The following is an 11,298-nucleotide window of genomic DNA, read 5'->3' on the forward strand; positions in this document are numbered from 1 at the left end:
CATCCAGATGAGCGAAGCCCGCACGACGTCCGCCCCCGCGGCCGACAGCGCCACCTTGGTGCGCGTCCGTGGTCTGCATTTCAGCCGGGGCGCACGCAAGATCTACGACGGCATCGACGTCGACATCCCGCGCGGCAAGATCACCGCAATCATGGGACCGTCCGGCACCGGCAAGACCACGTTGCTGCGCATCATCGGCGGCCAGTGGCGGCCAGCCGACGGCGCGATCGAATTCGATGGCATCAACGTCCATCAGCAAAGCCTCGACGGACTGTACACGCTGCGCAAGCGCATGAGCCTGCTGTTCCAGAACGGCGCGCTGCTGACCGATCTGTCGGTGTTCGAGAACGTCGCCTTCCCGCTGCGCGAGCACACCAAGCTGCCGGAAGCGGCGATTCGCGACATCGTGCTGATGAAGCTGGAAGCGGTCGGTTTGCGCGGTGCCCGTGATCTGTACCCGGAAGAACTGTCCGGTGGCATGTCGCGGCGCGTGGCACTGGCCCGCGCCATCGCCCTCGATCCGGAAATGGTGATGTACGACGAACCGTTCACCGGCCAGGACCCGATCAGCATGGGCGTGCTGATGCGTTTGATTCAGTCGCTGAACCGCTCGCTGGGCATCACGTCGGTGATCGTTTCGCATGACGTCGATGAAGTGCTGTCGATTGCCGACCATGCCTATGTCATCGCCGGCGGTCAGGTCCTGGCACGCGGGGCGCCGGACGAGATTCGCGCATCACCGTCCGAATACGTCCAGCAGTTCCTGAAAGGCCGGCCCGACGGCCCGGTCGCCTTCCACTACCGGGCGAAATCGCTCGCCGACGATTTGATGGAGCGCGCATGAGAGGCGGCGTTCTGACCGTACTGTCGAACTTCCTGTCCGGCCTCGGCCAGGCGCAGTTCTTTCTGCTGTCCGTGCTGCGCGCCGTACTACCGTCGCTGCTGCGGCCGGCGCTGATCGTGCGCCAGCTCTACATGATCGGCGTGCTGTCGCTGATCATCATCGTCATCTCCGGCATGTTCATCGGCATGGTGCTGTCGCTGCAGGGCTATCACACGCTCGTGCAGTTCGGTGCCGCCAGCTCGCTCGGCGTGCTGGTCGCCCTGTCGATCATCCGCGAGCTCGGCCCGGTGGTGACGGCGCTGCTGTTCGCCGGCCGTGCCGGCTCGGCGCTGGCCGCGGAGATCGGCCTGATGCGCGCCACCGACCAGCTGTCGGCGATGGAGATGATGGCCGTCAATCCGATGCGCTACGTCATCGCGCCGCGTTTCATCGCCGGCGTCATCGCCATGCCGCTGCTGACCGCGATCTTCTGCGTGATGGCGATCGGCGTCGCCGGCGGCCATGCCATCGGCGTCGGCCTGCTGCATGTCGACGCCGGCAGCTACTGGACGCAGATTCGCGCCAATGTCGACCTGCACGACCTGCTGCAGGCGCTGATCAAAAGTCTGGTGTTCGGTGCCGTCGTCAGCTGGATCGCCGTCTACCAGGGTTACACCGCGCCGCCGACGTCGGAGGGCGTGTCGCGTGCGACGACGTCGACCGTCGTCGTCTCGTCGCTGAGCATTCTGGCACTCGACTTCATCCTTACCGCATTCATGTTCCGTTAATTGCAGCGGGCTAGAGAACGATCATGCAATCCAGAGCCTTGGAAATTCTTGTCGGCTTTTTCGTCTGCCTCGGCGTCGCCGCGGTGTTCGTGCTGACGTTCCGCGTCGCCAGCCTCGACAGTGTCGGCGGCGGCGACAAGACCTATCGCGTCAGCGCCGAGTTCCAGAACATCGGCGGCTTGAAGGCTGGCGCCAAGGTCTCGTTGGCCGGCGTGGCCATCGGCCGTGTCCGCGACATCAGCATCGACCCGTCGAGCTTCCAGGCCAAGGTCACGATGGATATCTCGGACCAGTACAGCAAGATTCCCGAGGACTCGAGCGCCAAGATCCTGACCGCCGGCCTGCTCGGCGAGCAGTACATCGGCATCGAACCGGGCGGCATGGACGATTACCTGAAGAATGGCAGTGAAATCACGCTGACGCAGAGCGCCCTGGTCCTCGAAAACCTGATCGGCCAGTTCCTCGCGTCGCAGAACGGCTCGTCGAAGGACGACAAGCTCGCCGACGCGATCGGCAAACTCGCCGACTCGCTGCAGTCCAAGAAATAGCGCGCCGTCAGGCGCCACACAAAGGAGCATCATGATGATGACGACTTCCCCCACCCACCGGATCTCCCGCCTGTTCGTTGCGCTGGTCGCGGCGATCGGCTTCGTCGGTGCCGCGCATGCGGCCGATACGCCGGACGCGGTGATCAAGAGCACCGTCAACGGCATTCGCGCCGACATCGATCAGAACCACGCCAAGTACCAGAGCGACAAGTCGGCGTTCTACAAGATGGTCGACACCAAGATCGTGCCGCACTTCGACACGACCTACATCGCCAAGGTGATCCTCGGCTCACATCTGCGCCAGGCCTCGCCTGAACAGATCTCGCAGTTCGAAAACGCTTTCAAGGACATGCTGGTTCACAGCTATGCCGACAAGCTGCTGCAGTACTACGACAGCGTCGACATTCAGGTGAAACCGGCACGCATCGACGACGGCGGCAAGCGCGCCAGCGTCGACACCACCATCGTCCGCAAGGACGGCAATCCGCCGATTCCGGTGACGTTCTCGATGCGCATGAGCGACGGCCAGTGGAAGGTCTGGGACATCAAGGCCGAGAACATCTCGCTGGTGCTGAACTTCCGCACGCAGATCGATGCCGAGATCAAGAAGAGCAGCATCGAAGACGTCATCAAGCGTCTCAACAGCGGGCAGATTCAGGCCGCCGACGTGACGCCGGCCGGCGCGGGCAAGAACTGATGAACGGCCTGCAGGGCCCGCTGCACTTCGCGACGGTCATGCCGTACTTCGCGCGCGCCGACGAGCTGGCCGGCGCCGCAACGCTTGATCTGGCGGGCGTCACGCACTGTGACAGCGCCGGCGCGGCCCTGCTGCTTGAATTGCGCCGGCGCGCCCTCAGCAAGGGGAACACGCTGCGCCTCGTCAACGCGCCCCAGCAATTACGTGACCTGACCGACTTCTTCGGTATCGCCGACGTGCTGGATCTCGCGGCCTGAGCGCGCCCAGGGAGCAAGCACGCATGAAATTCGGGAAACTGCCGCCAACCATCGCCGCCAGCCTGATGCTGGCGGTGCTGGCCGGTTGCGCACACAACTCGCCGTACGAGCCGTCCGACCCGCTCGAACCGATGAATCGCAAGATTTACGCGTTCAACATGGTCGCCGACAAGTACGTGCTGCGGCCGGTAACCGTCACCTACGTCGACTACACGCCGAAACCGGTCCGCACCGGTCTCAGCAACTTCTTCGACAATCTGTTCTATCCGTCGGTCATCATCAACGACGCGCTGCAGGCCAAGTTCAAGCAGTCGGGCCTGGACCTCACGCGGTTTCTGATGAACACCACCTTCGGCCTTGCCGGCCTGCTCGACCCGGCGTCGATGGTCGGCCTGCAGAAGCACGACGAAGACCTCGGCCAGACACTCGGCAAATGGGGTGTCGGTGAGGGCTGGTACATCATGCTGCCGTTCTTCGGCCCGTCGACCAATCGCGATCTGGTCGGTCGCGTTGGCGACAACTGGACGGAGCCGCTGCAGTACACGGACCTGACGATCCCGGAGCGCGTCGGCATCGCCGCCGTGCAGGCTGTCGACACCCGCTCGCAGCTGCTCGACTTCGACAGCATCCTGCAGCAGCAGCTCGACCCCTACGTCTTCCTGCGCACGGCTTACTTGCAGCGCCGCCTGAACCAGGTTTACGACGGCAATCCGCCGGAGAAGCTGATGGAGCCCGAGCTGCCGGACGAATAAGGCGCTGCGCGCCACCGGCTACCCCCGCCCGACGCCGCCGCATCCTGGCAGGATGCGGCGGCGTTTTTGCAAATGCCTCGACCAAGCTCACATTGCGTCCCGGTCGCGATATGATGATGATCATCATCACATACAGAGAGACGCCATGCGCTACGCCACCCAGCACAAGGAAGAAACGCGCCAGCGCATTCTCGAAACCGCGGCGGCGGAGTTTCGCAAACATGGCGTCGACGGCATCGGCGTTGCCGATCTGATGAAAGCCGCAGGACTCACGCACGGCGGGTTTTACGCCCACTTCAAATCCAAGGACGCCCTGTTCGCCGAATCGCTGGCCCGAGCGTCCGAGCAAACCCTGGATGCGCTGCGCAAGGCCATCGAGACTGCCGAACCCGGACATGAGCGCGAAGCCGTGATCGCCCGCTATCTGAGCACGCAACATCGCGACCGCGCCGAACGCGGCTGCGCGATCGTCGCACTGGGCGCCGACGTCTCGCGTCAGGACGCCAAGACCCGACGCGCGTTCGAAACGCGGATCGAGTCGATGATCGAACTCGTCGCCGCAATCTCCGAAGGCTCGGACACCGAGCGGCGGCGCACGGCGATCCAGACCGTGGCGACGATGGTGGGCGCCCTGCTGCTGGCGCGCAGCGTGCGCCCGAGCGCGCTGTCCGACGAGATCCTCGACGTCGCCCGGCAAAGCTGAAGACATCGCCGCCCTTGTCACGCTTGTTGCTACACAATGTCGCGATCAGATACCCCCGCTGAGTCCGAACCATCGTGAGCGACAAGCCTGCTGCATCTCCCGAGCACCCCGAAAGCCCTGAGCGCCGCCGCCTGCTCGGCGGCATCGGCGCCGCCATTGGCGCCGCATCGATCGGCATCAGTGCCGATGCCAGCGCCGGAACGCCGCCAACGGCAGAAACACAGACCCTCGATGCCGCGCTGCGGGCCACGATCGACACCGTCGTCGTGATCTTCGCCGAGAATCGCAGCTTCAATAATCTGTTCGCGAATTTCCCGGGACTGCAGTCGCCGCTGTCGGCACTGCCGCCGGAGCGCGGCGCGCAGCGCGATCGCGACGGGCAGTTGCTGCCCCAGCTACCGAAAATCTGGGGCGGTCTAGTACCGAACCAGCAGATCGTCGAGCATCGCCCATTCCAGATCGGCGAGAACGATCTGCCACCCCTGAAGAACGCGCCGTTCGCGCTCAGCACGGCCGACGGCGATCCGCTGCCGCACGGCGTCGTGACGCGCGATCTGATTCACGCCTTCTACCAGAATCAGCTGCAGATCAACGGCGGCCGCAATGATCACTTCGCCGCCTGGGGGGACAGCGGTGCGCTGGTCATGGGCCATTACGCCGACACCCGCGCCAACCTGCGCATCTGGCAGCTCGCACGCGAGTTCACGCTGTGCGACAACTTCTTCATGGGCGCCTTCGGCGGCTCGTTCCTGAATCATCAGTATCTGGTCACGGCGCGGCCGCCGTTCTATCCGAACGCCGATCGCAGTCCGGCCAAGAAACGTATCGCCGAGGTCGAAGGCACGGATCCGACCGGCATCCGCCTGAAGTTGCAGCCCTCGTCGCCGGCCAGCGCCCTTGATGGTCCGCCGAAGTTCGTGCCGAGCAGCCTCACGCCCGATTTCTGGGCGGTCAACACGATGATGCCGCCGTACGCGCCGACCTATGAGCTCGATGCCTCGCGCCCCGGCTATTCGGACTGGACCAATGCGCGCACGTTGGTGCCGCAACGCCATCAGACGATCGGCGACCTGTTGACGCGGCGCAAGGTCGACTGGGCGTGGTACGCCGGCGGCTGGGGCGCCGCAATGTCCGGCCACGGCACCAATGGCGACTTCCCGACACGCCCGAACTTCCAGCCGCATCACCAGCCGCTGAATTACTTCGAGCAGTTCGCGCCGGGCAGCAATGCCCGCGCCCAGCACCTGCGCGACGGCGGCGAAGGCGAGACCCCGCGTACCAACCACTTCCTCGCCGACGCCGTGGCCGGCCGCCTGCCCGCGGTCAGCTATTACAAGCCGCAGGGCAATCTCAACATGCACGCGGGCTACTCCGACATCGACGCCGGTGATCGCCACATCGCGACCGTCGTCGACACACTGCGCAACAGCCCGCAGTGGGAGAAGATGCTGATCGTCGTCACGTTCGACGAAAACGGCGGCTGGTGGGATCACGTCGCGCCGCCCAAGGGCGATCGCTGGGGACCGGGCACGCGCGTACCGGCGCTGGTGGTCTCGCCGCTCGCCAAGCGCGATCACGTCGATCACACGATTTACGACACCGGCTCGATCGCGCGCTTCATCACCCGCCGCTTCGGCCTCGAAAAACTGCCGGGCCTGATCGAACGCGAACGCGCGATGCTGGCCGCCGGTGGTCCCGCGCCCGGCGATCTGACCGACACGCTGGCGCTGCGCTAGCGCCCGGAGCAGACGTCGATCCGTGCGCACGCCCTATCTGTTCGTCTACGGCACCTTGCGTCGGTGCTGCCGGCGTCCCGAGCACGAGGAGCTGGTCGCGCACGCCGAGTTCGTCGGGCCCGGCACGATACAGGGCCGGCTGTACGAGGTCGACGGCTATCCGGGCGCCGTCGATTCGGACGACGCCAACGAGCGCGTGCACGGCGAGCTCTATCGCATTCGCGACGCTGTGGCGCTGTTCGCCGTGCTCGACGAGTACGAGGAATACTCGGCGCGATTCCCGACGCCGCACGAGTACGTTCGGGCGCAGCGAACGGTCGCGGTCGAAGATGGCGGCCATGTGCAAGCCTGTATCTATCTCTACCATCGCCCCACGCACGAACGGCGACGGATCATCTGCGGAGACTATGCCGCGACGACGCCGTGATACGGCCCCTTGATAGCAACCGTCATTCTTCGGGCCGCGCCGCAGCGGCGGCCCGCAACGCCAACCAGGCATACATCAGTCGCATCAGCGCTGGCCTGCTTCCGCCGCCTGCGCTCTGCGCTGCCGTCGACGCTCTCTCAATCCGCTGAACCAAGCGTAGCCGGTCAACAGGGAGAAGCCGAGAAAGTAAAGTCCGGCAAAATGGCCGTTTCCGTTATAGCACTGCCCAGTCGTCCCTCCCCTAGACACGCAAGCGCCCGTCACGAGGTGATAAACTCCCAAACTGAACAACACGACGGTCCCGCAGCCGACGATCCACAGCTGCCGTCGCTTTATCGGCTTCGGACTGGGTTCTTTGTCCATGATCCCCCTCATATCAATTACACATCCCATCCAAGGTGTCCGCCAGATCATCTTCCATGGACTGGGACGAATAGAAATATTCCCAACCGACGACAGTAACGGACGAAACGTTACTTCCGGCATCGCATGAACCCGATACTTCCTTCCAGACGTAATGCATGGCGTTCGATTCCGGAGGGTCGGGCTCTTCCGTTGTAGCGACGCGGGTTGCCGTGATGTCCATCGAATCTCCCGGCGCATAACTGCCGATGCCGCCGATAACTTCGTCACTCCCAAGGAACTTGATCGACGTTCCATCCGGATCGACCGCAAAAGGCGTGAGATACTCTTCCGGACCGGTCGAGTTCTGGATATGTACCCGCAGCGCCGTGCTGCCGTCTTCCAGCGCGGGCGCGGGGAAAAAGCCGCTTCCCTCCATTCGCATCGCCGATCCGGATAGCAGCCACAACAGTGAGTCCGTATCACCGTCCGGAACGATGTCTTCAACGTGCATCTCCCACTCAACGTCGAAACGCATCTTCGAAGGAATCGTTGCCAGATCATCCAGGGTTTTCGATGTGTCGGAAACAACACTCGTCACATCGGCAACGACTATCGCGACGTTGAGATAGGGAACCATGCGCTTCACCATCAAACGGCGAACAATAGCTAAGTTAGCTGCGGCATCTGCAAGAATGTTGAAAATCGGCCCGCGGGAAGCCAAGTCGTCTCGAAACTGCTGTGCAATTGTAGTTGCAGCGCCGAGATAGTCGCCCGTTCCAATTTGATCGTAGACTGCCGTCAACGTGGCCGGATAATAATAAAGCCCAGCAACGACCGCGTCGTAAATTACGTGCTTCGGCAAACCCAGAAGCGACGAGAACCAGGGGATCATCAACTGGGAAATAATTGTGCGCGTCGCTGCGTATTGGGCCGGCTCCGCATCGACTGCGTAGTCAAATGCAACATTTCCGCTCGGACCGTTGATCGTCTTGACGAGGTCGATATGCGCATTGTGAAAGCGAGGCTGATGCATGCCCTCTGCCTTGTTAGCGCTATATGGCCCTGGGTAGAGACTCAATAAGCCGGTCTGCGACGAGATCAATCTTGGATCATGCCAGCTTGTGGCCGGTTCCATTAGCACTTTCCTGAATCGGCATCGACAATTCGCACTGAATACCAGGCCTGCGTATCGTTGCTGATGCCTACATCCCCGGTGAGCTTGCCGTCAGACTGCAGCGGATACACGGAAACGTCATATTGCTCAGAAGGGGTAATCGTCGGACCGGCTGCAGCATCGCTCTTCGTCTGGAGCGCCTTTTCACGCCTTTTGGTCGAAGACGTCCCGGATGCCGGAGACACATCACTAACTGCAGCCACGGCATTCGACAGAACGGCCTGGTTTGCCGCTACCGTAAAATCAGGTAGCACGCCCTCGTCAGCGAGCGATGTCGAGAGCAAGTCCCGGAGCGTCATAACCGCCGACAGTGCCCCGATCTCGTCACGTCTTTCGCATGCATCGCTGATTGATAGGCCACCGAAGCTGACCAGCGGCATCGTCGCCAATGCCGTCGCCGTGGTGAGCGAGTTCATGGCCGGCGCCGCATCATCTTCCGAAACGAGCGCCGCCAAGTACAGGGTATCGTCACCGTCGGCCGCCGCACTCGCTATGACATAGTCACAGCCGCCAGTGACTGTGATAGCGGCATTCCCTTGCGAATCGACCGATGATGCTGTGCTGCTGCTCGATATGACGCTGATCTGCGATGTCAAAATCGGAGAACCTGGCGGGAGCTCCACAGTAATCGAACTGTCAGCTGTGGCGATGAAATCCATCGTGTTTCCGGCGATCGAATCGTTTGCAACACTCACGGTCCCGCCAGCCAACACCGCGGGCACTGTGACAACGAGCGTTGTCGAGTCCTGCAGTGTCACCGACGAGACCTCCGATCCGTTCACCGCGACTGTCGTCTGACTCGAGAAATGATCGCCTCTGATCGTTAAAACGGTTGATGATCCCGACCGCACCGCGGAAATTTCGCTGACGATGGGCGCGTCCGCCGCAATCATCGTGAGCCCCAATATGTTGGACGAGACGGAGCCATCGCTTAAGAACAAGTTGGTGGAACCCGCGTGGTCGCTTGAAAGTGTCGCTGTCGTCTGATCATCCGCTAGCGCGACGACGATGTTCTCGACAAAGCTGCGGTCAAGATTGACGTGGCCGAGGTTATCGGCTGCCACGAGCACCGCCGAAGTGCCAAAACGATCGAAATGTGCCCCCTTGAGAACCACCGTTCCGCCCTGGCGCGCAATGCCGGACACAAAATTTCCGTTCGTGTCGAGCATGCCGGCTTGCGCGATGTAGGGTTCAACCGACGATGCCGCCGAGAAAGCGATGATCGGAACCACTCTGTCCGCGTCGTGGATATCGAAGAGCAGGTCACCGTCGTCGTCCAGGTCGCGGTAGTCAGGCATGTAGTCGGCGTCATTGTCCGCTAGGCCCGCAGCGGAGTCACCGCGTTCTACACTATCCGGAATGCCGTTTCCGTCGGAGTCGGAATCCATGAAATCAGGAGTGCCGTCTTCGTCAGAGTCGCGCTCCGCTTCAACTCCGTCCGAAATTCCGTCGCCATCGGCATCCTGATCAAGCCAATCCGGAGTGCCGTCTCCATCATGATCGAAAATCGTCGAGGCACCAGAAAGGAACATTGAAAGCTCGGCAACATCTGGCACGCTGTCCGCATCCGTATCTTTCAGGGATGCTGACATCCCCAAAGCCGTCTCCAGATCATCGGGAACGACGTCGCCATCCGCGTCCGAAAAAATTCGGACTGTGTAGCTTTGAGGATAAGTGGCATCTGCCGACGGCCTGATGAACACATACCCGGGGACGTCCGATGCATAAACGATGACGCCAGGCAGCGCATAGTGATATGACAAGGCTTCCGCAGGACCGGCCGGCTTCTGTATTCCCAGCACGCCGATCGTCGATTTTCCATCCACATCCGTCAGCGACAATTCGACATTCGAATGGCCATCTGCAAGATAGCTCAGCACCCATAAGGAACTCGCAGCAGCAGTTGGAACGGCCGGGCTGCGGAATACGTCGACGTCGTCGGGGTTATTCAATACTCCATGAAGGGTTACCGGCCATGACATCTCTACGGACGTTGCCGCGGCCGAATCCTCTTCGGCTCCACTTCTTCCACAACGACTTCCACACTTCTTGCGGTATCCAGCGGAAAAGCATCCTGCACATCAGGGACGCCATCTCCATCTTCGTCGGCATCCGCGAAGTTGCCGACGCCATTGCCATTACTGTCGAGAAATTCAGATGGGTCTTCCGGGAAGGCATCCTGAGCATCCACGACCCCGTCGCCATCCGCATCATCAGCCGCTTTCGCGCTTAGCGGGCGGATCGCTCGACGCAGACTTTCAGGAACATCCTTCAACTGCACGGGAACTTGTATCGTCTTTACTGCAGCCTGCTTGTTTTGATCTTCGTTATCGCCCGCGCACGCTGCCAAAGCCAGAACCACTACCAATGTAGGGGCATATTTGTGAAACATGGCGTCCTCCCTGACAAGAACGCATTTCAAGCTGAGATGATGGGCAGCAAAGTTCCATGCAAAATCGATGAGCGGCGTATATTCACCGACAGACGATAGGCAGCCCTCCGGCGACTCGGAGAATGATCCATGTATCAAGCCGAGAAAACGTTAAGCAGCTGGCATGCGTAGTTGCTCATCGGCACATCGGCTGGCATCCATTGAAAGTTTCGGGCCTTCGCGGCGACGATAAGTCACGAAACCCGATTTCCATCGTCAACGGGGGCAGTAAAATGGACTGGTTCATCACCGCGCTGAAGAAGTACGCGCAATTCTCCGGCCGCTCGCAGCGCGCCGAATACTGGTATTTCATTCTCTTCTACACGCTGATCTATCTGGCGCTGGCGATCGTCGACGGCGTCACCGGCACGTTCAGTCTAGAAGACGGTTTCGGCCTGCTCAGCGGACTGTTCGCACTGGCGATGCTGATTCCGTCGATCGCGGTCAGCGTGCGCCGTCTGCATGACACGGGCCGCAGCGGCTGGTGGTTCCTGATCGGCCTGATCCCGATCGTCGGCAGCATCATCCTGCTGGTGTTCTTCGTGCAGGACAGCGAGGCCGGCGACAACGCCTACGGCGCCAACCCCAAGGCACCAGCAACGGTGGTGAGCGGCTGA

Annotated in this window: 13 protein-coding genes; 10 read left to right on the forward strand and 3 right to left on the reverse strand. The window is 61.7% G+C overall.

The genetic code is table 11. The features are described from left to right. Positions 1 to 7 precede the first annotated feature (7 nt). The 9 genes from G7Y82_RS16320 (at position 8) to G7Y82_RS16360 (ending at position 6,731) form a co-directional block, all read left to right on the forward strand. Positions 8 to 844 carry an ABC transporter ATP-binding protein gene (locus G7Y82_RS16320; RefSeq protein ID WP_168149202.1) on the forward strand — a complete coding sequence of 279 codons (837 nt, stop codon included), beginning with the start codon at positions 8 to 10 and terminating at the stop codon, positions 842 to 844. Then, entirely contained in the window at positions 841 to 1,611 is a 771-nt protein-coding gene (gene mlaE, locus G7Y82_RS16325; RefSeq protein ID WP_168149203.1) for a lipid asymmetry maintenance ABC transporter permease subunit MlaE, read from the forward strand. The genes G7Y82_RS16320 and mlaE overlap by 4 nt, the downstream gene beginning before the upstream one ends. A 23-nt stretch (positions 1,612 to 1,634) precedes the next feature. Then, complete coding sequence (gene mlaD, locus G7Y82_RS16330) at positions 1,635 to 2,159, forward strand: outer membrane lipid asymmetry maintenance protein MlaD (protein WP_206370775.1); 525 nt, start codon at positions 1,635 to 1,637, stop codon at positions 2,157 to 2,159. Positions 2,160 to 2,193: 34 nt separating this feature from the next. Next, positions 2,194 to 2,856, forward strand: a complete 663-nt coding sequence (locus G7Y82_RS16335; RefSeq protein ID WP_168149204.1) for an MlaC/ttg2D family ABC transporter substrate-binding protein — start codon at positions 2,194 to 2,196, stop codon at positions 2,854 to 2,856. Next, on the forward strand, positions 2,856 to 3,113 hold the full coding sequence (locus G7Y82_RS16340; protein ID WP_168149205.1) for an STAS domain-containing protein: 258 nt from the start codon (positions 2,856 to 2,858) through the stop codon (positions 3,111 to 3,113). Before G7Y82_RS16335 ends, G7Y82_RS16340 begins: the two co-directional genes overlap by 1 nt. Positions 3,114 to 3,136: 23 nt before the next feature. Beyond that, complete coding sequence (locus tag G7Y82_RS16345) at positions 3,137 to 3,865, forward strand: MlaA family lipoprotein (RefSeq protein ID WP_168149206.1); 729 nt, start codon at positions 3,137 to 3,139, stop codon at positions 3,863 to 3,865. Positions 3,866 to 4,010: 145 nt separating this feature from the next. After that, the gene (locus tag G7Y82_RS16350) at positions 4,011 to 4,568 is read left to right on the forward strand and encodes a TetR/AcrR family transcriptional regulator (protein WP_168149207.1); all 558 of its coding nucleotides are present in this window, start codon (positions 4,011 to 4,013) and stop codon (positions 4,566 to 4,568) included. Between the two features lie 74 nt (positions 4,569 to 4,642). Beyond that, positions 4,643 to 6,304, forward strand: a complete 1,662-nt coding sequence (gene acpA, locus G7Y82_RS16355) for an acid phosphatase (RefSeq protein ID WP_206370777.1) — start codon at positions 4,643 to 4,645, stop codon at positions 6,302 to 6,304. Positions 6,305 to 6,326: 22 nt separating this feature from the next. Next, a complete protein-coding gene (locus G7Y82_RS16360; RefSeq protein WP_168149208.1) occupies positions 6,327 to 6,731 on the forward strand; it encodes a gamma-glutamylcyclotransferase family protein in 405 nt (134 codons plus the stop codon). A gap of 376 nt (positions 6,732 to 7,107) precedes the next feature. Here the strand turns inward: G7Y82_RS16360 and G7Y82_RS16365 are convergent, their stop codons facing one another. The 3 genes from G7Y82_RS16365 to G7Y82_RS16375 are packed head-to-tail and all read right to left on the reverse strand — an operon-like array spanning position 7,108 to position 10,642. Then, the gene (locus G7Y82_RS16365) at positions 7,108 to 8,211 is read right to left on the reverse strand and encodes a hypothetical protein (RefSeq protein WP_168149209.1); all 1,104 of its coding nucleotides are present in this window, start codon (positions 8,209 to 8,211) and stop codon (positions 7,108 to 7,110) included. Next, positions 8,211 to 10,202, reverse strand: a complete 1,992-nt coding sequence (locus G7Y82_RS16370) for an IPT/TIG domain-containing protein (RefSeq protein ID WP_168149210.1) — start codon at positions 10,200 to 10,202, stop codon at positions 8,211 to 8,213. Before G7Y82_RS16370 ends, G7Y82_RS16365 begins: the two co-directional genes overlap by 1 nt. Before the next feature lie 32 nt (positions 10,203 to 10,234). Continuing rightward, positions 10,235 to 10,642 (reverse strand): thrombospondin type 3 repeat-containing protein, encoded by a 408-nt coding sequence (locus G7Y82_RS16375; RefSeq protein ID WP_168149211.1) that lies wholly within the window; start codon positions 10,640 to 10,642, stop codon positions 10,235 to 10,237. A gap of 272 nt (positions 10,643 to 10,914) precedes the next feature. On the opposite strand from G7Y82_RS16375, the gene G7Y82_RS16380 reads away from it, so the two are divergent. Further along, a complete protein-coding gene (locus G7Y82_RS16380; RefSeq protein WP_168149212.1) occupies positions 10,915 to 11,298 on the forward strand; it encodes a DUF805 domain-containing protein in 384 nt (127 codons plus the stop codon).

Origin of the sequence: Solimonas marina (genome assembly GCF_012241385.1) — a bacterium.
GTDB lineage: Bacteria > Pseudomonadota > Gammaproteobacteria > Nevskiales > Nevskiaceae > Solimonas > Solimonas marina.

Coding starts and splice junctions, on each gene's coding strand:
- G7Y82_RS16335 (WP_168149204.1), top strand. CDS start 2,194: ATGATGACGACTTCCCCCACCCACCGGATCTCCCGCCTGTTCGTTGCG.
- G7Y82_RS16380 (WP_168149212.1), top strand. CDS start 10,915: ATGGACTGGTTCATCACCGCGCTGAAGAAGTACGCGCAATTCTCCGGC.
- G7Y82_RS16350 (WP_168149207.1), top strand. CDS start 4,011: ATGCGCTACGCCACCCAGCACAAGGAAGAAACGCGCCAGCGCATTCTC.
- G7Y82_RS16365 (WP_168149209.1), bottom strand. CDS start 8,211: ATGGAACCGGCCACAAGCTGGCATGATCCAAGATTGATCTCGTCGCAG.
- G7Y82_RS16340 (WP_168149205.1), top strand. CDS start 2,856: ATGAACGGCCTGCAGGGCCCGCTGCACTTCGCGACGGTCATGCCGTAC.
- G7Y82_RS16345 (WP_168149206.1), top strand. CDS start 3,137: ATGAAATTCGGGAAACTGCCGCCAACCATCGCCGCCAGCCTGATGCTG.
- mlaE (WP_168149203.1), top strand. CDS start 841: ATGAGAGGCGGCGTTCTGACCGTACTGTCGAACTTCCTGTCCGGCCTC.
- G7Y82_RS16320 (WP_168149202.1), top strand. CDS start 8: ATGAGCGAAGCCCGCACGACGTCCGCCCCCGCGGCCGACAGCGCCACC.
- mlaD (WP_206370775.1), top strand. CDS start 1,635: ATGCAATCCAGAGCCTTGGAAATTCTTGTCGGCTTTTTCGTCTGCCTC.
- G7Y82_RS16375 (WP_168149211.1), bottom strand. CDS start 10,642: ATGTTTCACAAATATGCCCCTACATTGGTAGTGGTTCTGGCTTTGGCA.